Below are 23,651 nucleotides of genomic sequence, written 5' to 3'. Positions count from 1 at the left end.
GGTTACTACGCTCCCTATGGTCGCCTAGTACTGTTCATCATCTGCTCTGTCCCACTTTGTGGGCCACTCGCAGTGATTCACAGCAAAAAGCGCCCTAATGCCGAGGCATTAGGGCGCTGATACGCGGTACCACCTAAATTGCAGATTGCTCTGCCACTTTGACGTGAGGTAACGTTCACGACGCGCTTGATCTTACTGTTCGGCTTTGTCTGCAAGAAACAAACCGTGGTTCGGATCAAAGACCTTCAAGCTACCTTTTCAGTGTCTGGGGAAGTCTTGCACCGACCGACTTCTCTCTGACCGCCAGGGTCACTGATACTCCTCTTGAACATTGTCTTGCTATCATAGATTCTTGTTTCATCTTGCTACATTCTACAATGAACTTTTTTGAAAGTCAATCAGAGGTTTGCTTTCGCAGCATCAATGGCTGCTTGATAATCCGGTTCGTGGGAGATCTCAGGCACGATCTCAACGTGTTGGATCACGCCTTCACGGTCTAAAACGAAAATTGCTCGGGCAAAATGACCGAAGTCTGGGATCATGATTTGATAGGCCTCACCGAAGGTATTCGCCGGATCATGAAGCATGATCATGTCAACACCTTCTTGGCCGCACCATTGCGCTTGTTCTTCTTTTGTATTGTTAGAAATCGTGACAAAATGGATGTCATCCAATTGACTTGCTTCTTGGTTGAAACGCTTGGTCTGCAATGCACAGACGCGTGTCACGATATCGGGAACCACGCTGATGATCGTTGGTTTTCCTAAAAAATCAGTCAGTGTGTATTCCTTGTCCTCTAAACTTTTCAAGCGAAAATCAGCCGCTTTATCCCCTACTTTTGGTTGGTTGCCAGGCATCTCATAAACCGTTTCTTTGCGTGTAACTTGCATAACATCTCTCCTATAGCATTTTCTCCCAGTATAAGAAAGATTGTCAAAAAACGAAAAGGATTTGCTCAGACTTTCGATTTTTGCGAGTAGGTCGTATCAAAAAAGATCAATGTTTGCAATTCTGTCGTCAAATCAATGTATTGGATATTGACGTCTTTTGGCACGATGACGGGATCAGGGGCAAAATTTAAAATCGCTGTGATCCCAGCATCCACGATCGCATCGATCGCCATTTGTGAATAACGACTAGGAACGGTCGAAATCGCTACGGTGATCCCTTTTTCTGCTACGACTTCCGCCAATTGATCCATTCCATAGACATAACGCCCACTAATGGTCTGACCAATCATTTCTGGATCATTGTCAAAAACCGCGACCACGGAAAGATTTTCATTTCTGCGAAAATTGTTGTTGGCTAACGCTTTTCCTAAATTTCCATAACCAATCAAGGCGATTTTTTTCTCTTCATTGGTTTCTAAGATATAGCTCAATACCTCAATCAGATAAGGAACATCATAGCCATAGCCACTTCTGCCCAATTCTCCTAGATGAGAAAAATCTCGGCGGATCGTGGCTGAAGGAACTTGCGTGATTTCTGCAAACTCTTTCGATTTGATTCGCTGAATACCAGAGGCATCCAGTAATTTTAAGTGTCGTAAATAAGCTGGCAAACGTTTTGCCGTCGCTTTCGGAAGTTTTTTATCTCTTAATGCTTCCATCCTGTCCACCCTCCTTGTTAAATGATTCACATATTGAGTGTAGCATGTTCCATTTTCAATAGCAAGAAAATATTCACAAACTCTCTCACTCGATGAAAAACGACCACAACTATTCAAAAACAGTTGTGGTCGTAGCATTAAAATCGGGGTTTTATTATAAAAATTCAGCGAATTCCGTTGCTGCTTTTTCTTGATTTGCCGTGATTGCTTCCAGTTTCAACCCAGCCATCGCACGTTCCATCATCCCTTCGATATCGAGACGTTCTTCATATTGGTGGACCTTATCCAGTCTTGGGCGCGTCTTTGGTTGAGGAGGTGCAAAGATTGTGCAGCAATCCTCAAATGGCTGAACTGATAATTCAAAGGTATCAATGGCTTCGGCAACTTCAATGATTTCCAATTTGTCCATCGTTGCCACTGGGCGCACGATCGGCGTATTGGTTACTTCATTGATGGCGACCATGCTATGCAAAGTTTGTGAAGCCACTTGTCCTAATGATTCACCATTTAAGATGATCAAGCCATGACGAGCTTCCCGAATCGCATCCGTCAAACGCAGCATCATCCGACGGGTGATGGTCATCCAATAGCCTTGTGGCACACGATTTTTGATTTCTTCTTGGATTTCTGTAAACGGAACTTCGATAAACTGGATGCTTCCCACATAAGGCGCAAGCTTCTTCGTTAAATCTTTGGCTTTTTGCAACGCTTGTTCACTCGTATAAGGAGGGCTTGCAAAATGGACCGCTTCGATCTCAACGCCGCGTTTCATGGCAAAGTAGCCTGCAACTGGCGAATCGATACCGCCAGAAAGCATCAACATTCCCTTTCCACTGGTGCCCACTGGCAGCCCAGCGGCTCCTTGGATCGTTTCATAAGACAAATAAGCGCCATCGATCCGTATTTCTACACGCAAATTGATGTCTGGTTTTTTCATTTGGACTTTGATATCAGGAAAACGGTCGATCACCGCATTACCTAAGGTCAAATTCAACTGGTTGCTATCTTGCACAAACGAATGATCACTGCGCTTGGCTGTGATTTTGAAGGTCTCAACACCCGTATAGATCTCTGCCATGACGTCTTGAACGGCTTTCTTTAATACTTCGATATCTTTTTCGACCCGAATGCTGGGGGAAAAGTTTTGAATCCCAAAGACTTTTTGCAGCTTAGGAATGATCTCTTGGCTGTTTTCACCGTTCAATAGCAAGTGCATGCGATCTCGCTCGGCATGAACTTTGACATGGGGATAATCTGCTAAGGTACGTTTGACGTTTGAAGCTAATTGCATAATAAAACTACGACGATTTTTGCCCTTTGTTGACAGTTCGCCATAACGAACCATGATTTCTGAATAATTCACGAGAAAACTCCTTTGATTTGGATTGATTTTATAGTGGTCTGTCGTGCTTAATTGATTTTCGAAAATTTTTGGTACAACTGGTGGAAGACGATCAGAAACTGCTCGACTTCTGCCATTGTATTGCTCTCATCTAAACTGATACGAACAGCCGATGTTGCTAACTGTTCTGGAACGTGCATCGCATGAAGCGTACTGCTGGCCATCTTTTTACGGGAGGAACAAGCGCTCGTCGTCGAAAGATAGATCTGCTTTTCTTCAAAGGCATGGACTAAAACTTCTCCTCGGATCCCTTTTAATGAAAAACAAAGTATGTGCGGCGCAAACCCTTCTGTGCCAGAAAAAAGCGTGACTTTCTCGTACCCAGCCAGTGCTTCTTGCAAATAGCCTTTTAATAATTGAACATGGTTCGGCTTTTCAGCCTTTTGTTCTGTCGCTAAACGTAGGGCTTTTGCCATAGCAACGATTGCTGGTACGTTTTCGGTACCGCTGCGCTGGTTTTGCTCTTGCCCACCGCCGGTCATCAATGGCGCCAGCTTACGGCCTTGTTTCCAATAGATAAAGCCTGCGCCACGAGGTCCATGAAATTTATGCGCAGAGAACACGGCAAAATCGACCCGCTCATTGAACCATTGTTCTTGCGGCACCTTTGTGATGGCTTGGACGGCATCTACATGAAAATGGATCGTTGGATGGTCCGCTAGCACAGCTGCGATCTCATGGATCGGTTGGATCGACCCTACCTCATTATTGACCGCCATCACCGAAACCAAAATCGTTTCTTTGCGAATCAGGTTTGCTAATTCAGACACGTTGACAAAGCCTTGGGCATCGACAGGCACAACACTGACCTCAAACCCTAACTCGGCTAATTGAGCCGCTGTTTCACTGACGGCAGGGTGTTCAATACTGGAAATAATCAGGTGATTCCCATAGGCTTTTTTCGCTAAAGCAGTCCCTTTGATGACCCAGTTGTCTCCTTCAGTTCCTCCACTGGTAAATGCGATCTCTTTGGAAGAAACGTTTAACAGATCGGCGATCTGCTGACGAGATTGCTGCAGCAGGCGATTGGCTTGATTTCCTAAATCATGCAGGCTTGAGGGATTGCCGATGATTCGCTGACTGACTTGGACATATGTATTTAAAGCTTGTGGATAAATAGCGGTTGTTGCACTGTTGTCAAAATAGATCAATGATAGGACCCTTTCTCTAAAAAAATTCTTTCCCATTATAACTGCTCTTGGGCTGAGTTTCAAGGTGACTCGCTGGCTTTGGCTTTTTTTAAAGGAAACTTTTCCTTCCTTCGTAAGCGGTACTCATGCAGCGAGCCATTCTTTCCATGAAAAAAGCCAGTCAGTTTTTCACTGCTGGCTTTCGTATTATACTAAGTCGCGGTTATTGAAGTAGAAGTTTTCGATCCGTTTGAAGGCACCTGGTTCTACTCGTTCCAACGCTGTGCCGATTTCATCTAGCGCATCTTGATAGCGATATTCTTTACTGAACAAGTAAAGTGATTTGTCGATCGCTGCCTTGATATCTGGATGAGAATGACGATAGCGGTTGGCATATTGCATCATTTGCTCAGTCAATGCCGCAGCATCCACTAAGTCTTTTGTTTGTTCATCTAAAAGATCAAGATCTTCTTCACAGACAGAAACCAATTTATTGATTTCTTGCATGTTGATGCGAATCTTGTTCAATTCTTTGCCTAGTTCTTCGACACGATCCGTTGCCACGAAGAAGAATTCTAAATACTCGCCTGGCAAACCAGGTAAGCGTTGTTTCTCAACAAACCGTTTCAAGTTGCGTAGACGGAATTCGAAGCTTTCCACTTTTTCTTGTGCAACTTTTTCGCCACGACGTAATTCCGCAAGAGAATCATCGATTTCGACTTGCTGGCTTTCCACATCATCCAAAATCTTGTAGGCATCTTTGTAGAAGCTTTGCACTTCTGAATAAGGAATCTCATGTTTTTCCAATTTCGGTAAGTACTCGTTGTTGCGGCGAGCCAATTCGTCCACTTCGGTTTGGAAGCCGCGGACGCGACCCAATTCATTATGATTCAAAGTATAGCTTTGTGCCGTATGATCCAATTCGATCAACAACTGACGGTTGTTCTTCGTTGCGTGGTCAATGTAGTCTTCGATGATCTGACGATTTTTCATGACATATTTCTTGGCATTGATCTCACGTTCCATCACCGTATACAAGGCATCGATATCACTTGCAGTATCACGGCTTGCCACTTCAACGGAAGCGACTTCTGTTTTCGCTAGATCGTTCATGGAGTTTTCAACCCGTTTTTTCACACGGTTGATTTCTTCTTGGAAGTTTGCTTCTGGGAACACATATTTTTGTTCTAATAATTTTTTATAACCCTCTTGGATTTCTTTCAACTGATCAGGGAAGGTACGATTTAATTCTTCGTACGCCGCTGGGATCCGTTTCATTAGGTCTTCCACTTCATAGGTGTGTTTTTCCGCTTGGTCTAACACTTCCCGTGCTTCCACAGGATCGCCTGAAGTATTTAAGGTAACAAATTGGGTGAACTCAATTTCAATGTTTTTGATTTGTTTTTGCAGCTCATTGTAGGCAGGACCGAATTCTTCGCCTTGATCCCGCAGCTTCTTCTTCAAGTCTTCGTAAACGTCCAGCGCTTTTTGAACTTCCAGTGAATTTCGTTCTTCACTTTCTCGTAATTCTTTCAAGCCTGCGCGAATCTCTTCCACTTGGCGTTCCATCTCGTCCATGGTCGCTTCGGCTTGGACGATCGCCCCTTTTGCTTTGAAAAAGCGGATGCGTTCGTTCAGCTCTTCCACTTCAAAGATTTGACTTTCAAGTTCAGCAAAAGATTTTGTGGAGATATCTGTCCATTGTTGGTTCCACTCACGGAAGGTGTTTTGACTTTGACCAACCAAGTGCATTCTTTTTACTTCATCGACTTCTTCGATCACCGGCAAGTCAAACAGATTTTCTTTGCGTTTTTCCAAGTCATTCAGCTTTTCTTGGTTTTTCTTCCGCATGAAAAAGCCAATTGCATACAAGACCGCTGCGATGATGATGATGGCAATGACAATTCCAAAGATGATATTAGTTCCCATTTTGTGGTTCCTCCAATTTTCAAATATACATGTTTCGTCTAAAACCTGCTGATCAGCAGATTGATTGATAAGTTCGTTGAGTATAAAAAGGACAGATAGTCCCTTTATAAAAAAGCATCTACGCTAGATTATAGCATAAAGAAAAAAATCAAGCATTAGATTGAGGCAAAAAAGATCGACTTTTTTCGCATCGAATAAAATAAATCACGGCTTTTCCAGCGATAATGAAAACAAATCGTGAAATTTACATCAACAAGTGACTTTTTTTCTGATTTTTCCGATTTTTTTCAAGAAACCGCTTGATTTCTCCCTATTGAAACTGTACTCTAGTAAAAAGCTTGAACAGGAGTAATGTCAAATGAAAGTAGCGAAATTCGGAGGCAGTTCCCTTGCCTCAGCCGAACAAGTCGAAAAAGTTGTTGCGATAATTGAAAGTGATCCTAAAAGACGGTTTGTTGTTGTTTCAGCGCCTGGTAAGCGTTCCAGCGACGATCAGAAAGTCACCGATCTGTTACTAGCTGTCTGTACCCGTCTGTGTGCCCAAGAAGAAATCACTGATTTAATAGAAGAAATCTATACCCGCTATACAGCGATTGCTGCCCCCTTTGGTATCGAACAAGTCCATTTAGACCGCATCTGGCAATCATTGGCGGCTTTTCAAACACTGCCTACCCAAGACAATCCGCATCTTTATGATACGGTCTTGGCAAGCGGCGAAGACAACAACGCCAAATTGATCGCAGGGATTTTACAAAGCCGTGGGTTAGCTGCTCGCTACATGAATCCGCAAGAACTTGGGTTGCTGGTGACGGATGAACCTCAAAACGCCCGTATCTTGAACAAGTCGTACGCCAAGATCGCACAATGGCGCGACAGTCCTGAAATCTTAGTGATTCCTGGCTTCTTTGGCTACACAGAAGCCGGCGAGATCTGTACCTTCTCTCGAGGAGGATCAGATATTTCTGGTGCCATCGTGGCGGCTGGTCTGCAAGTAGAATTGTACGAAAACTTTACCGATGTCGATGGGATTTTTTCTGCTCATCCAGGCTATGTTCATCATCCAGAGTCCATCAAAGAAGTGACCTACCGAGAAATGCGAGAGCTGTCTTATGCGGGCTTTACTGTGTTGCACGATGAGGCCTTGATGCCTTCATACCATGCGAAAATTCCCGTGGTGATCAAAAACACCAATAATCCAAGTCATCCCGGTACCTTGATCACCAACCAGAGAGACAATTTGGATCAGCCCGTGATCGGCGTTGCCAGTGACGAAGGCTTTTGTATGATCTATATCCGCAAATACTTGATGAACCGCGAAGTTGGGTTCACGTTACGGGTCTTAGAGATTTTCCGTGAATTTGATTTAAATTATGAACACATGCCTTCAGGAATCGATGATATCTCGATCATTATGCGCTCCAACCAGTTGAATCCAGTATTGGAAGAAGAACTGCTGCGCAAGATCGCCTACGAGATCGATCCCGATGAACTGCGAATGACCCACGATCTATCCATGGTCGTCGTCGTTGGTGAAGGAATGCGTCAACGAGTCGGGATCACTGCCGACAGTACCGCTGCCCTTGCGCGGAAAAATATCAACTTAGAGATGATCAACCAAGGGTCCTCTGAGGTCAGCATCATGTTCGGTATCCACAAAGAACAAGAAAAAGCCGCTGTCAGAACCCTTTACTACACTTTCTTTGATTAAACCAAACGTGCCAGTTGCACCACTCCTTTTGCTGATAAGCAATCGGAACGGGCAACTGGCACGTTTGGTTTTTATTCTGACGATTCTTGAGCTTGCGCTTGTTTTTGTGCCAATTGGCGGTTGATTTCTGCCTTGATTCGCGGTTCAGGAGCAAACCGTTCTTCCCAATCGCTCGGCTTCATGACTTTGTGGGTCTCAGGATCATAATGAGGCTGCCCATCTGGAAAAAGTTTCCCCATGTTGGCGTCATGAACGATAGCCAAGATCGGCGCTGGATCGACCCCTAACAGTGAAAACGAGCCATAGGTAAAATACAGCAGATCACAAAGCGCATCGACTTGTTCTACTAGAGAATCACTGACAGGCTGTTGTTTGGCAGCCAGCTTGGCTTGGGCTTGATCGATCGCTTGATGCAAATGCTCCAGACCTGATTGGAAGGTCTCTTCGTCATTGTTGCTGGCAGCATAAAGGAACTCAACTAATTCTTCAATTTTAAAACCAGCACGAAACTGGGCTTTTTCCGCTGAAAAAGCTTGTGGATATGGCGGTCGCGTTGGATCAAAGGTTTTATGAAACTCTTCCGTCATTTCAAATGGACTCATTTTGCTCGCTTCTTTCTGCTTTTTCTCATGGTTCTGTTTTATGGTTCTGCGCTGTCTTCTACGTTGCTTCATAGATTGGCTACTTGCTTATTTTTTTATTCCCTGGCTTGGGCATCCTCGGCAATGATGCCAAAATGGATCAAGGCTTTCTTGATGCCGTCATGATCGTTGGTATCCGTCACAAAGTCAGCACTGGCTTTAGTGATGGGCTGGGCATTGCCCATCGCAACCCCGATCCCCACGCCTTCTAACATTTCCACATCATTAAAATGATCCCCAAATGCCATCGCTTCTTCCATCGCGATCCCTTCATAGGCCAAAAACTCTTTGATGCCTTTGATTTTCGAACCGTTTTTCGGCACGATGTCAACAGAATAGGCATTGGATCGCTTAAAATCACATTGCGGCAGCTTGGACCGTAATTTTTCGCGCTCTGATTCAGGGCTCAGCATAATGCACTGATAGATGGGCTCTCGTAAAATGTCCAACGATTCATAGCGCTTGGCGTTGCGATTGGGACTAAAGCGCTGCAAGACTTTCTTTAAAAAACCGACGGGAATTTTTTTCGGTACATAGCGTAAGTAGCGCTGCATGACGGGTGATTGGCTTAAGCGGATCGTTAAGCTGCCAGCCACTTGCGTTTCTCCGCCAAACATGACTTGGCGGTAATTTTCATCTGCGTATTCTACGATCGCTTCCAGCGTTTGTTTTGGAAAAGGTTTAGCATAAATCAAGTTTTCCTTCGTGTAGACATATTGGCCGTTATAGGTGATAAACATGTCTAACGACAAGTAATCGATCACCTTCTCTAAATCAACCGGACCACGTCCGGTGGCAATGCCGCAGAGGACGCCATTGGCTTGGGCTTGTTTGATGGCTTCACGGGTACTGGCAAGCGCCTTGCCGTTGCTGGCAATCAGCGTGCCATCAATATCAAAAAAGATTGCTTTTATCATATGACTCCTCAAAATAATTTCAACTGATTAGGATTTAATGCTTCGTAATCGATCTGCAGCGCATCGATCAATGCGCGAGCATTGTCAGCGGCATCACGACCGGCATTATTATTGAAGACCACTGCGACTTCTTTGGCATTGGCTTCGATGGCTTGGACTGCGTGTTTTAACTCCGTTAGTTCGGCTTGGTCATAGCGATACAAGGTCCGCAGATTTTTGGCATCTGGTCCTGTCGCTGTCCAGCCGCTGTCGTTGCGTCCATGAAAACGGCACAAGACAAACGCGGGATTGGTCACGGTTGGATCAAGGGGAATGGTGGTCGATAGCTTTTTCGGCTGATCAACAACTACTAAGGAAAACTGCTTTCGCTTCATATAATCGATCATTCCCGGATACAGTTTCGGCTGATACCAGCTGCTGTCTCTCAGCTCGATCGCCACTGGGTAGCCCGCAAACCATTCTCGCACTTGGTCTAAATAGGCGACATTTTCTTTTGTACATTTAAAGCTGTTGGGAAACTGCGCCAATAGGCAAAAGAGTTTGCCTGCTTCTACCATTGGCGCGATCGCTTCTTTATAAAGCTGCAGCGCTTCGGTCATGGTCAACTGATCTGGCAAATTTCCTTGGGTGGTCACACTTTGATGGACTTTCAACACAAAGCGGAAATTTTCGGGAATCTGGGTCAACCAGTTGCGCACGTCTTTTTCTTTTGGCAAAAAATGATAGGTAGTATCCAGCTCAACTAGCGGAAAATAACGGGCATACTCAAATAATTTCGAGTTTTTTCTTTGCACGAGACTGCCATGTTCACTAAATGTGGTACAACCAATTCGAATCATTTTTTCCCATCGCTCCTTGTTTTCTTATTTTAATAGTATACAATAGTTTTGAGTTAAGAGTAAATAAATCATTGCAGGTGATGAAAAAATGAAACGAATTCTCGTGTTGCACACTGGCGGCACCATCGCCATGAAAGAAGACACCCTGACAGGCGGCGTCAGCCCTGATGTCAGCAATCCGCTGATGGATGCACCGATCCACATTGATGACGATGTTGAATTGATCGTCGAAGACATTTTTAATATTCCCAGTCCTCATATGACCCCAAAAGAAATGCTGCAGCTGAAAGAACGTATCCAGCTGGCGCATTTAAGCGGTGTCGATGGGGTCGTGATCACTCACGGAACCGATACGCTGGAAGAAACAGCCTTCTTTTTAGATACCACAATCGGCGGTCAGTTACCGATCGTGGTGACTGGCGCCATGCGCTCAAGTAATGAAATCGGCAGTGACGGACTTTATAACTTTGAAAGTGCGATTCGGGTGGCGAAATCACCTGATGCCTTAGGAAAAGGCGTCTTAGTCGTGATGAACGATGAGATCCATTCCGCACGTTATGTTACGAAGACCCACACCACCAATATTGCGACATTCCGCACCCCGACATTAGGTCCGATCGGCTTAGTCACAAAGCACCGTATCTTGTTCATGCAAGAGCTGTTAAATAACCGCCATTTGGATGTTGATCGTGTCGATGGTCTGTTTCCGATCGTCAAAGCCTATGCGGGAATGACTGGGGAATTGTTCGATGCTTTAGCCGACTCGCTGATCGATGGACTAGTGATCGAAGCTTTAGGCGCTGGCAATCTGCCGCCGCAGACCATAGAGCCTTTGAAAAAACTGATCGCTAGAAACATTCCAGTCGTCTTAGTTTCTCGCTGCTTCAACGGCGTTGCCGAGCCGGTCTATGACTACTTAGGCGGCGGGATCGAATTGCAAGCTCTTGGGGTGATTTTCTGCAATAGCATCAATAGCCAAAAAGCCCGCATCAAATTGCTGATAGCGAAAAACCGTGGGTTGACCATGGATGAACTGCCTGATTTCATGGAGAATTAACCAAACAAAAACCCTTTTGCCATTCCGCTAATGGAGGCAAAAGGGTTGTTTTATTTTTCTCGCCAAGTAAAGATGGCTTCGCAGTAAGTATCCTCACCGATCTTGATCTCGTGGATCGTTTGCAGCGGCACAGCCCCGCCGGCTTCATCGACTGTCTTCTCATTGATTTGAAAATGGCTTTCGATCAAATGGCCGTAAGCCACTTCCCGATCAAAACGGATCGTCACTTGTGTCACTTCATGTTTTGTTAAAAACTCATAGCCTAAAACGTCCATCAGCCAATTGAAATACATGGCATTGTTGACATGCTGATTGCTATCAATATCGTAGAAACGCACTCGATACGGCAAAAATTGTCCTTGCGTGATAGGGGTGATCTTCGGGTAGCGTTTGATTCGCTTGATTTTTTCACTGCCAAAAGGCGCCACGATCTCATCTGGTACACTGCTGACTTTGCGCGTCTCAGGGTCCATTAACGCAAAAACCGCCTCGATTTTGACCAGTTCCGTTCCGTCTTCTGCCAATAACCAGAAGTAACGGTAGCAGAAAAATTTATTGTATTCTCTCGCCTGGGTCGCCACTTGGATCTGCTCCCCTACGCGCGGCAAACGAGTCACCGTTATGTGATAGCTGGTGATGATCCAGGTCAAGCCATAACTAGCGATGACTTCTGGTCCGCGGTTTAACGCCGCACTTTGTTCTTCTGATGTCTTGATGGCGATGCCTAGCATGGCTGGAAACGTCATCGTTTGGTTGACATCACATTCATAATACGCCACTTCATGCGTGGTTTGATACTTTGCTGCCATAGTTCTAATTGCCTCCTAAAAACGACTCAATATTTCATCGACACTTGGTCCATAGCTTTCGCCAAACTGATTCAAATGGACCAATAAATAATACAATTGATACACTGGCAGTCGCTCTTGCCAATCCTCATCTAATGGATAGACTTCTTGATAGCCTTCCAAAAATTCCTGACGAAAACCACCGAAGAGCTGGGACATCGCAATATCCATTTCTCGATCCCCATAAGCGACTGCTGGATCAAGAAACACTGGTTCTCCTTGCTGATCGAACAGCACATTCCCCCGCCAAAAATCACCGTGTAATAAAGCAGGTGTGACGCTGCGATCACGCCAATTTTCATGCAAAAATTCTTTCAAACGCAGATAAGCAGCTTCCCGTTTGGCATGCCAGCGGTTACCCAGCTTCGCTAATTCGACTTGCACATCCAAACGGCAGACTGTGTAAAAATCAAGCCAATCGGTGGTTTTCGGATTGACTTGCGGCAAAAAGCCGATGTAATTGTCTTCGTAAAACCCAAAAGACTCCTGCGTCTGCTGATGAAGCCGAGCCAAGCTTTGACCTAAGCGTCGCTGCTGTCCTTCCCCACCATCGATCCATTCCATCAATAAAAATGCCCTCTCTTCAGTCTGACCGATATGTTCGATTTTTGGCACCCGCACGAAAGGGGCTAATTCAGCTAAGCCGTTGATCTCTGCTTGAAAGAACACCGATGAAACATGAGGATGAGTTTTTAAAAAATAGCGATTTTCTGCTGTAGTGAAACGATACGTTTGATTGACATCCCCACCACTGATGGGCGTCAGCGAGCCGGTCATCCCGATTGCTGCGAACAATGCTTCCTCCATACGGATCTCCCTTTCTTTACTCAGTCAGTTGGGCATTCAAATACGCTTGCTCTTCTTTCGTCACCCCTAGTCCCTGCAGGAGATACTGATCAACCGAACCGAAATGCTGATCGATCGCAGCCAAGCTTTCATCAAGAAAACTCTCTTTGGCACTCATCAAAACCGTGATCGCCGTTAACAGCTCTTGCGGCAAATGCTGGGTCATTGGGGCAAATTTTTCTTTTAGCATTGGCGCTAAATAGCGATTGGTCGCTAAATAATCTTCTTTGATCGTCGTTGGTGCCACCGCCAACACATGCAGCAATAAAAAGGCGCCAAAGCCTGTGCGATCTTTGCCAGCGGTACAGTGGAACAAGGTTGCACCTTCGCCTTCCGCATTGGCGATCACATGATCAAAAAACTGCCGATATTGTTGGCGGGCATAGTCGCTTTCAACAAAGTGACGGTAGACTTTTTTCATCTGCTCTTCGGCATCTTCCCCATCTTCCAAGCGCTGCTTCAAGCTTTCTGGCGACAAGGAAACCATCGTTTCGTCTTCTTTAAAAATAGGTAAAAAAAGCTGCTTTGCTGTGGCGATTGGTCGATCAGGCTGTGCATTGGCTTCAGCGATAGAGCGAAAATCAATGACCTGATTGACCCCATAGTTTGCCAGTACTGCTTGATCTGAAGCAGTCAATTCATTGATCGCCGCACTGCGGATCAATTTTTTTCGTTTGATCGTCGTGCCGTTTGTCGTTTGATAGCCGCCAAGTTCTCTGACGTTTGCTGCTCGTTCTAGTTGAATCAATTGTGTCATTGCTTATCCCTCCCGCGATGTTCTAGTTAAAAGTATAGCAGAAACTTCGCTATTAAGGGCACTGAAACCTAGATTTTTCTATGAGCTGAGCTTTAACGGACAAAAAAAAAAAAGACCACACGCAGTCTTTCTTTGCTTTCGCTTGTTACAAAACGTTTCTATTCGGCTTCGATCACGGCGGCAGAATCATCTAAGATCGAACGATCCAGTTCGTTGATACGACTGCTGGTCACCATTCCTGCAACCATACTGTCGCTGACATTAACGAGTGTCCGTGCCATATCGATCAATGGTTCAACAGAAATAACTAAGCCTACGATGGCGATCGGCAAGTTCATTGAGCCTAAGACGATCAATGAAGCAAAGGTTGCCCCACCGCCGACACCAGCAACGCCGAATGAGCTGATCGTAACTACTGCAACTAGCAGCAGGATAAACTGCCAATCAAAGACATTGATCCCAACCGTTGGTGCAACGATCGTTGCCAACATCGCTGGATACACACCCGCACAGCCGTTTTGACCAATCGATAACCCAAAGCTGCCTGCAAAGTTAGCCGTGGCTTCATCAACACCTAACGCTTTGGTTTGGGTTTCGATGTTCAATGGCAAGGCTCCCGCACTTGAACGAGAAGTAAAGGCAAAGCTCAAGACTGGAAAGGCCTTTTTGAAATACGTTACTGGATTGACCCGAACAGCGATCAGCAATAATGAATGAACGAGTAAGACCAAAATCAAAGCCGCATAAGAGGCGATGATAAATTTGCCTAAGTTCAAGATGGCTTCAAAATCACTTGAAGCTAATACGTTTGTCATCAATGCCAAAACGCCATAAGGTGTCAGGCGCAAAACTAACGTGACGATACGCATCACGATTTTATATAAGCTGTCCATCAAATTCGCAAAAGTTTCCGCTTCTTTCGGTGATTTACGTTTGACACCAAGAAAGGCGATCCCAACAAAGGCTGAGAAAATCACGACCCCGATCGTACTTGTCGAACGAGTACCCGCAAAGTCGGCGAAGACATTGCTTGGGATGAAGGAAACGATTTGTTGTGGAATCGATAGGTCTTGGACTTGTGTCGAACGTTCCGCTAATTCTGCGATCCGCGCTGTTTCCGTTGCCCCTTCGGTAAAGCTGGCACCGTCAAGACCAAAGACCATGACCATCACGATCCCGATCAAGGCAGCGATCGCCGTTGTCCCTAGCAAAGTCGCAAGAACCGTAAAACTGATCTTCTTGATTTTTTCGCTTTCTTTCATCTTGGTGAAAGCACCAACGATCGAAACGAAGATCAAGGGCATGATCAGCATTTGCAAGAGAGCTACATAGCCGCTACCGACCATCGTGATCCAGTCAAGAGCTTGCGTGACAACGTCAGAGCCTGTCCCAAAAATCAGCTGCAGCACGCCACCAAAAACGATCCCGACGAACAACGCCGCAAAGACCCGCGTAGAAAACTTCACGTGACGTTTTTGCAATAAGTAGAACCCATAAATAAGGGCAGCAAAAAGTAGAACAACAATAATAGTTAACAGATTTGTCATTTGAATCCTCCTTTTGTTCAATAAACATGACAAAGTCTGTCAGAGGAAGTAAAGGTTCCCAGTGACCATTCTTCAACAGTTCACTCTAATGAGACGTGTGGCATCATTAGTGACTATTCCATTTTAAAGAAGTTTGCTTCATCTTACAATAAATAAGTTCCCACTTTTCTGGGATGGTACCGCTTTTTTGTCAGAAAATAAAAAAAGAACCGTTGCCGCAACCCCACACTGTTAGGATTTCTACTTTCCTAACGGTTGGATTGCGGGAACTGGTTCGTTATTTTTTCATTTCGACTTTTTGAAAAATTTCAGAGAATATTCAGGCAATCATTAGAAATTGCTGTCTTACGCTAAAGCACCCATTGGGTCCCAAGGTGCTAAGACTGTTGGTTCTGCTTCAAAGGCAGCCAATTGTTCTGCTGTCAGGAACTCTTTGCGAACCACGATTTGATAGGTGTATTCATCCATCCACGCATCGCTCATAACGAAGAAGCCATTCGTTCCGACTTTTTCACCCCAGCTGTTTTCGACTTTCCATTTGGTTGATTCGCCGTCGATCAAGTCAACGCCAGTCAAGACCATCGCGTGGGTCATTAAGCTTTCGCCAAAATCTAAGCGTTCTGCTTTGGTCATCGTAAAGTCGATGTCAAATAGGTCGTTGATATCATACGCATCTAATGCCATGATCCCAGTATCTCTGGTAGAAGATTGACCGACATCACAACCGAACCACACGGACTCCCCTTGTTCCAATTGAGCGATCGCTAATTTTTTGAAGGTCGGCATATCGACGTTCAAGTATTTGACTTCTTTGCCGCCAACCACGTTGCCTAGCATTTCTACGGTATACGATTGATTGTAAGGCTTGTCGGCAGTTGGTGCGTTGATGATGCTGACATAATCGTCAAGGTCCACCCCGACATATTTTTCATAAAAGCTTTGCGGTGTTAAGTTGCGATCAATGTGATAGTTTTTGTCTTCATCACGGTATTCAAAATCAAAGGTTTCTGGCGGTGTGCCTAAAGAAGTCGCTAAGAAACGATAAATGTCTTCCAACATCGCTTCTTTGGCTGTTTGGATGTCTTCAGCTGTTTTGCCTTCAGCCACTAGCTGACGCAAAGCAACCGCATCTTTACGCAGTTTTTTGTTCAAGTAATTGTTTAGGTCACGAGAATTGGAAGAGTTGCTGCTTTCTGGCATGACCGTTTTTGGTACGACACCATATTTTTGGAAAATCGAAACGATCATGTCCCATTGCCCACCATCTTGTTGTGGTGTTTGCAATAAGAAAGCAACTTTGCGACTTGTTAAAGGCTCGTTAGCAGTTGCTAAAATATTTTCATAGAAATAGTTGGCTTTTTCGTATTTGTCCCAAAAGAAGGTATGGTTTTGCGACAATTCAAATTCTTTTAAATTGAAATCATTCAGCATCTTATGACGGAATGTATTCAATGCGGCAAACATCCAGCAGCGGCCTGATTGTTTTTGGTTTGAGACTTTCCCGGTTGTCACATCAACTGAAAAAACTGGCACATTGTTGACTTTTGCTGACACGTTTTCCGCAGAAGCGGTGATCCCATTTTTCACAACACTCCGTTGTAGTGCCGTTTGTTTATTATTGTCTTGATACGCTTGCGCAAAGGCAGCGGTGGTCTTTTTTGAAATTTCTGACATATTTCTTCATCCTTTCACTTTCCGTTCCTTCCATTTTACGCCTCTGCCTCTCAAATAACAACCGCTCCTAGAAAAATGAAAGGATCATCTTTCTAAGAGCGGTTGCTCGTATCAAGGATTTAAAGAGTTAGCATCAAAAGCAAAAAGCCAAGTAAAACAAAGGATAGTCCTCGTTCAAATCGTGCATAAAGGAAGCGGATCGGGCGACTGGCTAGCAAGATCGTCAGTAAAACACTGGCTAACACCAACGTCACAAAGCCTAATACCGACAGGTTCAAGTCGGTAATCGCTAATGCCCGCAAGCCCTTGATGAAGATCCCCTGTAAAAGATAGACCAGCAGGGTGTTTTTGCCCCACTTCGTAAAAAAGAGGTGCTCTCTAGGCACGAGGCTCAGAAAGCCGATGATCCCCATCAGCCCGATCACGAAAAAGACCGCACGCAAGGGACCGCCGAACAACGGATAGCTCAAGTAATCGTCATAAGGCTTGGAACCAAAAACCATGTACTTGTTCATCCCATGAAAAAACGCGATAAAGGTGTAGATGATCGGTAAGAAAAGCAAACTGATAGTCCGAATCTTTGGTTTCAATAAAAAGCGCATCTCATTTTTGGGAAAATAAAACCCGATGATGAAAAACGGCAAAAAGACAAAGGTCCGCTGCAAGGTCAACACTTGATTTAAAAACGGCACGTAGCCAGCGAAGATGCTCAAGCCGATACTCAGCAAGATCGCCTGCTTTTTGGACATTTTTTGAAAGACCAACAAGGAGAGCTGCCAAAAGAACATGCTAAGCAAAAACCAAAGTGCCCATTGCGGATTCAACAGTTGGATTTTTAACGACTCCCGTAGACCGATCAACCAGTAATAGACGGTGTAAAACACCTGAAAGAAGACATAAGGCAGCAAGAACTTTTTCATCAGCTCACGAAGCTTGTGTCCCTTCGTCAACGGTTTGGCAAAGTACCCAGCCAGAAAAACAAAAGCTGGCATATGGAAAGTGAAGATAAAATAATATAGGTCATGATAAAACTTCTGATCGCCGATAAAAGGCTGTAGTAAGTGACTGAAGACGACCAAGATCATCAGTAAAAATTTTGCATTATCAAAGTAAGCCGTTCTTTGCGATTGGCTCATAAAAGTTCCTCCTCTAAGTTGTATCTGTCAAAGGATACCTGATCCATGAAACAGAACTGTAACAAGCTATTTACTTTTTCCTAACGATTCTTGTTCATTTGATTACCAGTTGCTATTTTGTATACTTTGTATTAATATATATAATACAAAGGAGCTGTCTTCGATGATATTTGATATTCAAACTCAAAGCAACCAACCGATCTACCAGCAGTTGCGGGAACAGATCATTGTCGGTATCGCAAAAGGCGATTTATCCGCTGGCGAATTGCTACCATCCGTCCGTCAATTAGCCGAAGAGATCGGCATCAATACCATGACGATCTCAAAAGCCTACAATTCCCTCAAAGAAGAAGGCTTGTTAGTCACGGATCGCCGTAAAGGAACCGCCGTTGCCGCACCACCACCGTTTACTTCTGGACAAGAAGCGGAGTATCGCCAAAACTTGCAGCTGCAGCTAGCAACCGCTCTCTTACACGGCAAAAGCAAGCAAGCGCTTTTAACGGATGTTCAACAACTGCTGGACCAATTTCCTGAAAGGAATGAATGCAAATGACCTATCTTTTTTTCATTATTGCTCTTGTCCTCTGTGGGACGACCGCATTTGGTTTACGCTTGATCAGTAAACCCCACAAAAATGTTTTACTCGAAAATACCCTTGCCCCTGAGCATCTGGATGATCCTAGCGTCCACAGCTTGATCACAGAATTTCGCAAGCGTATCTTACAAATCGTTGGTACATTTAGTGTAGCAAGTCTCCTTTTTTTGTTCAATTTATCTGACTCCATCATCCTTACCCTGTTCTGGCTTTATATGGCCGCTTTGCTGGGGACAGCTTACCTGGTGCAAGTGCATTACATTGGAAAAATGCGGCAATTGATCCTTGCCAAAGGATGGGAACTACCTATCGATCCGATTCGGATCGATACAAAACTCGTTCAAGCCAAAAATAAACGGATGCTGCCGTGGTATAGCCTCGTTCCTGCGGGGATTTTGTTGATGATCAGTTTGTACCAAGCATGGCAGTTGCCTGATCTTTCTACAGTATACTTGATGGGCGGCGTCTCCTTAGCAATTTTTGCGCTGTTCGTCTATCTCTGGGTGATCATCAGCCGCTTACCCGTTCGCGGAATCAGCGGTGATTCAGCTATCGACCAGCACATCAATGATTTAACAAAGCGCTATTGGTCCTTATTGATCGCTGTCACTTGTACCATTACGCTGCTCTTGTTGACTGTCCCGCTGGCATCCATGTCCGCTACTGGAGCATTCAGTACTATCCTCTTAGTGCTCTTTGTTGTTTTGGTTGTTTTCTTGATCGTCTTTACCTTCTTCTTGTTGCTAGATCTACGTAAAAAACAAGATCAGCTCTTAGAACCAGCAGGACAACCGCGCTATTATGGTGAAGATGCTTACTGGCGATATGGTTTTTACATCAATCCTAATGATGCGCGACTGTTTGTTCCTGACCGTGTTGGGATGAATATCGGCATCAATCTAGGCAAACGTAGCGGACAAATCGTCTCAGGTATCACCGCTGTCTTCTTACTTGTATTAATGGTCGGTACCATCATTCCGATGTATCGCTTAGATTTCGCTCCTGATGCGATTACCGGTGAAGTGCAAGGACAAGAAGTCACCTTCGATGCACCAATGACTGGGAAAACAACGGTCTCTTTGGCAGATATAGAGACGGTGGAATTGATCGAAGCTTTGCCATCGCCTCGTGTTCGTACCATGGGTGTAGGAACCGCCAGTTACCAAATTGGTAAATTTACCGTTGCTGGTGATCCTGCCAGAATGTTCGTGGACATAAACTCGACACCTATTTTAAAAGTCACCACCAAAGATGGCCCCACCGTTTTTTACACAAATAAAAAAGCCGCCGAAACGACGGATTTATACGAAGAACTAGTACAGAAGATTTCCTCAGCGGAGTGAGTGTTCTGGAGAAAAACCTGGGGAACCCATTATCCCCAGGCTATCCACAACCAAAAAAACGACCTTCCGAAACGAAGGTCGTTTTTGATACTCCGGCAGTAGGACTCGAACCTACGACATCATGATTAACAGTCATGCGCTACTACCAACTGAGCTATGCCGGAAGAATCTATCTGTACTATACCAAATAGTCAGATAATTTAGCAAGAGCAAAAATCAATTTTTTGTTCCTTTTTTTCAAGAAAATCCCCTTTTAGAAACTTCCCTTCCCGCAAAGTGTTTTTCTCAAGAAATATCCGAAAATCTCATTGACAAAGCAGCGCCTTTACGGTATTCTATATCTTGTGTTAAATAACACGCCGCTTTAGCTCAGTTGGTAGAGCGCATCCATGGTAAGGATGAGGTCGACGGTTCAAGCCCGTCAAGTGGCTTTGGTAGGACAACGTTTGTCGGACGTTGTCTTTTTTTGTGCATCTAATTCCCAAAATATAGCGATAATTTCTGAACTTAATCATTCGTACGCCCCTAATTTCCTGCGATATACAAAAGAAATAAGATCGTAAAACCCAATAGTAGGACCGATACAACTGCTTTCATCATTTTCGCTGTATCTTTAAATTTAAACAAGAGCGTATATAGATTAATAAAGTAAATGATCGACAGGGCTGCTTCTTGCGAATATTCTTTTACTTGGATCAAGCCTAGCCATATAATCAGCAAAAGAATCGAAAAAACAACTAAATAGTTTTCTGCAACACGCTTCATTTCATTCTCCTTTTTTATTGTTTAAAATTGATATAACAAGATTTATTCCAACATCCTCTCAATGTCCCTCATTATTTAAACAAGAATCTGAAATACAAGGTTTAATTCCGCAAGTCAAACTTGAACAATTACCACGGGGTGAAGGTTCAATTCAATTTAACCAATTCATTTCAAATGCCTTCTTTCTATTTAATTATGAAAAGTATAATAGTAGGCAGAAAAATAATTACTATAAAAATAACAAACATGATCATTAAAATTTTAAAAATCTTTTTCATCATTTATTTCTCCTTTCCAACAATATTCGATTGTATTCTGCTGCATTCTGTAAAGTCGATAAATTATCAGCCCCTCTCTCAAATACTTTTCCTACAGCCTTTGCTTATTAAAAGTGTAACAAACTATCTCTTCTAATAGTCAATTTTTATAAATTTAAATAAATTTTTTCTTACAAAACGAACAAAACGGGTTTTCCAATCGGTGCTCACAGCTCAATTTTAGACACATCTTTTTTACCACAAAAAACCCACTCTCCTAAAGCTAAGAGAGCGGTTTTTTCAACTACACTAAATTTTTTAAAAGGATACGCTTTATGCTGAATTAAAAAATAACATACTGTTTCCGTTTAATTTAAATTTTTACTTCACGACCAACACCGTACATTTCGAATGATTGACGACATAATCGGTGGTTGAGCCTACGACAGCTCGGGTCAATGTGCCTTTACCAGTTGCACCGATAATGATCAAATCAATCGGGTACAATTCTGTTGCTGCATGAATGATAAAGCGTTTTGGATCGCCGACTTCAACGATTACCTCAACATCTTCTACCCCATGCTGATTGGCATCATAGATTTTTTTCAACATGTCCGTTTCCACACGCAATTTTTCTTGGTCAAAAATTTTTGCAAAAGCATAGGCACTTGTGGATAACTCAGCATTGTTGATAACAGAGAGGACATACAATTTGGCTTTGTTCATACGACAAATCGCGAGTGCTTCTTGGAACGCTTTTTCTGACTGATCCGACCCATCCAAGGCAACAAGTACATTTTGACAATTACGTAACATCCAAATCGCCTCCTTTTCTTTATTTTACCATAAAAAATGGAAGCGTTACAAAAAAGGACAAGGTCTACTCTTAAGAGACCTAAAACTTCCTTTAAGATTTGTGAAGTTTCTTACTTGTCTCCGTGATTATACAGTAAAATAAAGAGAGGAATGATTCGAGGTGAAAGAAATGCGCTCTTTTTTCCAGGCTGCGGTCACTGTGCTCTTGTACTTAGGGCTTTTCTTGCTGATAATCGGTATTATCGCCTTTTTCTTGCTAAAACTTTAAGCTTGGTTTGTTGAAAAGCAAGTTGCTGTCACATCCCTAAGAGGAGTGATACACTTGGTTTATCAACAATTATCGAAACGAAACAGCTTGCTGCTCACTCGTTTCAAAAAGGAGATCATGCAAAATGGACTTACATATTACCCCTACTGCCGCTGCTCGCTTTCCAGAAGGACACGACTTATATATTTTGACGAGTAATGACGGATCGAACCAATTTTCTTCAGCAGCTGGATGCTGTATGATCGGCGAACGTTTTTTGATCACACCGATCGACGAACCGTTAGACCCATACAATGAGTTAGTCTCAAGCAATCAGTTTACTTTCTTTACATCAACCTATGATCAAATGTTCTTGACTGGTCATCTGATTCTAGATGTTCACCCAACTTCAGGAACTTTGATTTTGAAAAACGAAAGCGGCTATTTGGATACCAATCTTTTATTGGAATCCTCTCCACAGTTGAAACAAACGAATGCGTAACTAAAGAGCTGACAAACGCCTTGTAAGGTGCTTGTCAGCTCTTTTTCTCTATAATGAATCTGGAATCAACGCTAAGAGTTCTTGTGTCTCAGCGACTAAAGCGATCGCACCAGCATCAAGCAATTCTTCTTTTGACCCAAAACCATATAAAACGCCGATTGCCGGTAACTGGTTTTCTTTTGCCCCTAAAATATCATGCTCACGGTCGCCGATCATGATGGTTTGCTGCGCTTTTTGCTCCTTTTCGATCTCAGTTAACGCGTAGCGGATAACGGCCGCTTTTTCCCCACGTTTATTCTCGAGATCCGCCCCATAGATTCCTTTGAAATAGCCATCATACTTGAGATGGGTCAGGATCTCTTTTGCAAAAACTTCTGGTTTCGACGTAGCGATATACAAATCGTGATCCTGCGCCAGCTCCTGCAATGTTTCTTCGATCAACGGATATGGTTGGACTTGAAACATACCCGCTTGACGATAATTTTCCCGGTAGAAGGCAACGGCTTGCTGGGCAGCAGCTTCATCGAAGCCCAAGCCACGGAAGGATTCAATCAAAGGCGGCCCCACAAAGCTCCGCAGTACGTCTTGCGCTAATTGCTCTTTTCCCATTTTTTCCATCGCATATTGAATCGATCCATAGATTCCTTCACTCGAATCAATGATCGTTCCATCTAAATCAAAAAGTACTTTCTTTCTCACGCCATCGTCTCCTTTTCTAATAGTATAGAAAAAAACAGCAGGACAAGCAACACTTCTTCCTTTTCGTTCTGATCTCATCTAAATAAAAAAGACGCTGCCCCATCAAAGGCAACGTCTTTGTTTTTGTCATTTTATGTAAAAAAAAAGATAGCAGATGCTATCAAGCAACTCCGGCAGTAGGACTCGAACCTACGACATCATGATTAACAGTCATGCGCTACTACCAACTGAGCTATGCCGGAAAAATTGAAATGCGTGGCGACGTCCTACTCTCACAAAGGGAAACCCTTCACTACAATCGGCGCTAAGAAGCTTAACTTCTGTGTTCGGCATGGTTACAGGTGTATCCTTCTTGCTATCGCCACCACACTATTCAATTGAGTAAGT

General features: G+C 43.9%; 22 protein-coding genes, 3 tRNA genes, 1 rRNA gene and 1 other annotated feature. Of the genes, 6 read left to right on the top strand and 20 right to left on the bottom strand.

Going from position 1 to position 23,651, the window contains the following annotated elements:
• Positions 1–106: 106 nt before the first annotated feature.
• Positions 107–341: a binding site (T-box leader), on the bottom strand.
• 57 nt (positions 342–398) lie between these two features.
• The 5 genes from tpx to ezrA form a co-directional block, all read right to left on the bottom strand.
• Positions 399–890 (bottom strand): thiol peroxidase, encoded by a 492-nt coding sequence (gene tpx, locus A5883_RS17340; protein ID WP_010747457.1) that lies wholly within the window; start codon positions 888–890, stop codon positions 399–401.
• A 65-nt stretch (positions 891–955) separates the two neighbouring features.
• Complete coding sequence (locus A5883_RS17335; RefSeq protein WP_005225148.1) at positions 956–1,609, bottom strand: redox-sensing transcriptional repressor Rex; 654 nt, start codon at positions 1,607–1,609, stop codon at positions 956–958.
• A gap of 154 nt (positions 1,610–1,763) precedes the next feature.
• Positions 1,764–2,972: a tRNA uracil 4-sulfurtransferase ThiI gene (gene thiI / locus A5883_RS17330; protein ID WP_005225147.1), complete on the bottom strand. Its 1,209-nt coding sequence runs from the start codon at positions 2,970–2,972 to the stop codon at positions 1,764–1,766.
• Between the two features lie 47 nt (positions 2,973–3,019).
• Positions 3,020–4,162, bottom strand: a complete 1,143-nt coding sequence (locus tag A5883_RS17325) for a cysteine desulfurase family protein (protein ID WP_086339394.1) — start codon at positions 4,160–4,162, stop codon at positions 3,020–3,022.
• 186 nt (positions 4,163–4,348) lie between these two features.
• Positions 4,349–6,070 carry a septation ring formation regulator EzrA gene (gene ezrA, locus A5883_RS17320; RefSeq protein ID WP_005225145.1) on the bottom strand — a complete coding sequence of 574 codons (1,722 nt, stop codon included), beginning with the start codon at positions 6,068–6,070 and terminating at the stop codon, positions 4,349–4,351.
• Between the two features lie 358 nt (positions 6,071–6,428).
• On the opposite strand from ezrA, the gene A5883_RS17315 reads away from it, so the two are divergent.
• Positions 6,429–7,778, top strand: a complete 1,350-nt coding sequence (locus A5883_RS17315; protein WP_086339174.1) for an aspartate kinase — start codon at positions 6,429–6,431, stop codon at positions 7,776–7,778.
• 71 nt (positions 7,779–7,849) lie between these two features.
• Here A5883_RS17315 and A5883_RS17310 read toward each other — a convergent pair whose 3' ends face one another.
• The 3 genes from A5883_RS17310 to A5883_RS17300 form a co-directional block, all read right to left on the bottom strand.
• Entirely contained in the window at positions 7,850–8,380 is a 531-nt protein-coding gene (locus A5883_RS17310) for an HAD family hydrolase (protein ID WP_086339173.1), read from the bottom strand.
• Positions 8,381–8,475: 95 nt separating this feature from the next.
• On the bottom strand, positions 8,476–9,336 hold the full coding sequence (locus A5883_RS17305; protein WP_086339172.1) for a Cof-type HAD-IIB family hydrolase: 861 nt from the start codon (positions 9,334–9,336) through the stop codon (positions 8,476–8,478).
• Positions 9,337–9,344: 8 nt separating this feature from the next.
• Positions 9,345–10,175 carry a DUF72 domain-containing protein gene (locus A5883_RS17300; RefSeq protein WP_086339171.1) on the bottom strand — a complete coding sequence of 277 codons (831 nt, stop codon included), beginning with the start codon at positions 10,173–10,175 and terminating at the stop codon, positions 9,345–9,347.
• A gap of 88 nt (positions 10,176–10,263) precedes the next feature.
• Here A5883_RS17300 and A5883_RS17295 point away from each other — a divergent pair, with 88 nt between their 5' ends.
• Positions 10,264–11,232, top strand: a complete 969-nt coding sequence (locus tag A5883_RS17295) for an asparaginase (protein WP_005225140.1) — start codon at positions 10,264–10,266, stop codon at positions 11,230–11,232.
• 50 nt (positions 11,233–11,282) lie between these two features.
• On the opposite strand, the gene A5883_RS17290 is transcribed toward A5883_RS17295, so the two are convergent.
• The 6 genes from A5883_RS17290 to A5883_RS17265 all read right to left on the bottom strand — a co-directional run bounded on the left by A5883_RS17290 (position 11,283) and on the right by A5883_RS17265 (position 18,040).
• Positions 11,283–12,041: an acyl-ACP thioesterase domain-containing protein gene (locus tag A5883_RS17290; RefSeq protein ID WP_086339170.1), complete on the bottom strand. Its 759-nt coding sequence runs from the start codon at positions 12,039–12,041 to the stop codon at positions 11,283–11,285.
• A gap of 15 nt (positions 12,042–12,056) precedes the next feature.
• Positions 12,057–12,887, bottom strand: coding sequence for a fructosamine kinase family protein (locus A5883_RS17285; RefSeq protein ID WP_086339169.1), 831 nt, complete (start codon positions 12,885–12,887; stop codon positions 12,057–12,059).
• Positions 12,888–12,903: 16 nt separating this feature from the next.
• Positions 12,904–13,683, bottom strand: a complete 780-nt coding sequence (locus tag A5883_RS17280) for a tyrosine-protein phosphatase (RefSeq protein ID WP_010747448.1) — start codon at positions 13,681–13,683, stop codon at positions 12,904–12,906.
• Between the two features lie 158 nt (positions 13,684–13,841).
• Complete coding sequence (locus A5883_RS17275) at positions 13,842–15,230, bottom strand: L-cystine transporter (protein WP_010747447.1); 1,389 nt, start codon at positions 15,228–15,230, stop codon at positions 13,842–13,844.
• 345 nt (positions 15,231–15,575) lie between these two features.
• Positions 15,576–16,904, bottom strand: a complete 1,329-nt coding sequence (locus A5883_RS17270; RefSeq protein ID WP_005225135.1) for an aminopeptidase C — start codon at positions 16,902–16,904, stop codon at positions 15,576–15,578.
• Positions 16,905–17,023: 119 nt separating this feature from the next.
• On the bottom strand, positions 17,024–18,040 hold the full coding sequence (locus tag A5883_RS17265) for an acyltransferase family protein (protein ID WP_086339168.1): 1,017 nt from the start codon (positions 18,038–18,040) through the stop codon (positions 17,024–17,026).
• 163 nt (positions 18,041–18,203) lie between these two features.
• Here A5883_RS17265 and A5883_RS17260 point away from each other — a divergent pair, with 163 nt between their 5' ends.
• Both A5883_RS17260 and A5883_RS17255 read left to right on the top strand, forming a co-directional pair.
• Positions 18,204–18,593 carry a GntR family transcriptional regulator gene (locus A5883_RS17260; RefSeq protein ID WP_005225133.1) on the top strand — a complete coding sequence of 130 codons (390 nt, stop codon included), beginning with the start codon at positions 18,204–18,206 and terminating at the stop codon, positions 18,591–18,593.
• On the top strand, positions 18,590–19,978 hold the full coding sequence (locus A5883_RS17255; protein WP_176324024.1) for a hypothetical protein: 1,389 nt from the start codon (positions 18,590–18,592) through the stop codon (positions 19,976–19,978). Before A5883_RS17260 ends, A5883_RS17255 begins: the two co-directional genes overlap by 4 nt.
• Positions 19,979–20,068: 90 nt before the next feature.
• On the opposite strand, the gene A5883_RS17250 is transcribed toward A5883_RS17255, so the two are convergent.
• Positions 20,069–20,142: transfer RNA gene (locus A5883_RS17250), tRNA-Asn, on the bottom strand.
• Between the two features lie 194 nt (positions 20,143–20,336).
• Between A5883_RS17250 and A5883_RS17245 the strand changes: the two genes are divergently transcribed.
• Positions 20,337–20,409, top strand: a tRNA-Thr gene (locus A5883_RS17245).
• A 94-nt stretch (positions 20,410–20,503) separates the two neighbouring features.
• Here the strand turns inward: A5883_RS17245 and A5883_RS17240 are convergent.
• Positions 20,504–20,743, bottom strand: a complete 240-nt coding sequence (locus tag A5883_RS17240; protein WP_086339166.1) for a hypothetical protein — start codon at positions 20,741–20,743, stop codon at positions 20,504–20,506.
• A gap of 638 nt (positions 20,744–21,381) precedes the next feature.
• Positions 21,382–21,816 (bottom strand): universal stress protein, encoded by a 435-nt coding sequence (locus tag A5883_RS17235; RefSeq protein ID WP_005225130.1) that lies wholly within the window; start codon positions 21,814–21,816, stop codon positions 21,382–21,384.
• Between the two features lie 392 nt (positions 21,817–22,208).
• Here A5883_RS17235 and A5883_RS17230 point away from each other — a divergent pair, with 392 nt between their 5' ends.
• Complete coding sequence (locus A5883_RS17230; RefSeq protein WP_015509034.1) at positions 22,209–22,565, top strand: iron-sulfur cluster biosynthesis family protein; 357 nt, start codon at positions 22,209–22,211, stop codon at positions 22,563–22,565.
• Between the two features lie 48 nt (positions 22,566–22,613).
• Here A5883_RS17230 and A5883_RS17225 read toward each other — a convergent pair whose 3' ends face one another.
• From A5883_RS17225 to rrf, 3 genes are all read right to left on the bottom strand, one after another.
• A complete protein-coding gene (locus A5883_RS17225) occupies positions 22,614–23,264 on the bottom strand; it encodes an HAD hydrolase-like protein (RefSeq protein ID WP_086339165.1) in 651 nt (216 codons plus the stop codon).
• Between the two features lie 168 nt (positions 23,265–23,432).
• Positions 23,433–23,506: transfer RNA gene (locus A5883_RS17220), tRNA-Asn, on the bottom strand.
• An 11-nt stretch (positions 23,507–23,517) separates the two neighbouring features.
• Positions 23,518–23,633 (bottom strand): 5S ribosomal RNA (rrf, locus tag A5883_RS17215).
• Positions 23,634–23,651: the final 18 nt, after the last annotated feature.

This window comes from Enterococcus sp. 5B3_DIV0040 (genome assembly GCF_002140755.1).
GTDB classification, from domain to species: domain Bacteria; phylum Bacillota; class Bacilli; order Lactobacillales; family Enterococcaceae; genus Enterococcus_D; species Enterococcus_D casseliflavus.
Note: the sequence above shows the minus strand (reverse complement) of the source record. Positions and strands in the feature narration are given on the sequence as shown.

Coding starts and splice junctions, on each gene's coding strand:
- A5883_RS17265 (WP_086339168.1), bottom strand. CDS start 18,040: ATGAGCCAATCGCAAAGAACGGCTTACTTTGATAATGCAAAATTTTTA.
- A5883_RS17240 (WP_086339166.1), bottom strand. CDS start 20,743: ATGAAGCGTGTTGCAGAAAACTATTTAGTTGTTTTTTCGATTCTTTTG.
- A5883_RS17255 (WP_176324024.1), top strand. CDS start 18,590: ATGACCTATCTTTTTTTCATTATTGCTCTTGTCCTCTGTGGGACGACC.
- ezrA (WP_005225145.1), bottom strand. CDS start 6,070: ATGGGAACTAATATCATCTTTGGAATTGTCATTGCCATCATCATCATC.
- A5883_RS17230 (WP_015509034.1), top strand. CDS start 22,209: ATGGACTTACATATTACCCCTACTGCCGCTGCTCGCTTTCCAGAAGGA.
- A5883_RS17270 (WP_005225135.1), bottom strand. CDS start 16,904: ATGTCAGAAATTTCAAAAAAGACCACCGCTGCCTTTGCGCAAGCGTAT.
- A5883_RS17275 (WP_010747447.1), bottom strand. CDS start 15,230: ATGACAAATCTGTTAACTATTATTGTTGTTCTACTTTTTGCTGCCCTT.
- A5883_RS17290 (WP_086339170.1), bottom strand. CDS start 12,041: ATGGCAGCAAAGTATCAAACCACGCATGAAGTGGCGTATTATGAATGT.
- A5883_RS17315 (WP_086339174.1), top strand. CDS start 6,429: ATGAAAGTAGCGAAATTCGGAGGCAGTTCCCTTGCCTCAGCCGAACAA.
- A5883_RS17310 (WP_086339173.1), bottom strand. CDS start 8,380: ATGAGTCCATTTGAAATGACGGAAGAGTTTCATAAAACCTTTGATCCA.
- A5883_RS17335 (WP_005225148.1), bottom strand. CDS start 1,609: ATGGAAGCATTAAGAGATAAAAAACTTCCGAAAGCGACGGCAAAACGT.
- A5883_RS17235 (WP_005225130.1), bottom strand. CDS start 21,816: ATGTTACGTAATTGTCAAAATGTACTTGTTGCCTTGGATGGGTCGGAT.
- tpx (WP_010747457.1), bottom strand. CDS start 890: ATGCAAGTTACACGCAAAGAAACGGTTTATGAGATGCCTGGCAACCAA.
- A5883_RS17260 (WP_005225133.1), top strand. CDS start 18,204: ATGATATTTGATATTCAAACTCAAAGCAACCAACCGATCTACCAGCAG.
- A5883_RS17280 (WP_010747448.1), bottom strand. CDS start 13,683: ATGACACAATTGATTCAACTAGAACGAGCAGCAAACGTCAGAGAACTT.
- A5883_RS17300 (WP_086339171.1), bottom strand. CDS start 10,175: ATGATTCGAATTGGTTGTACCACATTTAGTGAACATGGCAGTCTCGTG.
- A5883_RS17285 (WP_086339169.1), bottom strand. CDS start 12,887: ATGGAGGAAGCATTGTTCGCAGCAATCGGGATGACCGGCTCGCTGACG.
- A5883_RS17295 (WP_005225140.1), top strand. CDS start 10,264: ATGAAACGAATTCTCGTGTTGCACACTGGCGGCACCATCGCCATGAAA.
- A5883_RS17305 (WP_086339172.1), bottom strand. CDS start 9,336: ATGATAAAAGCAATCTTTTTTGATATTGATGGCACGCTGATTGCCAGC.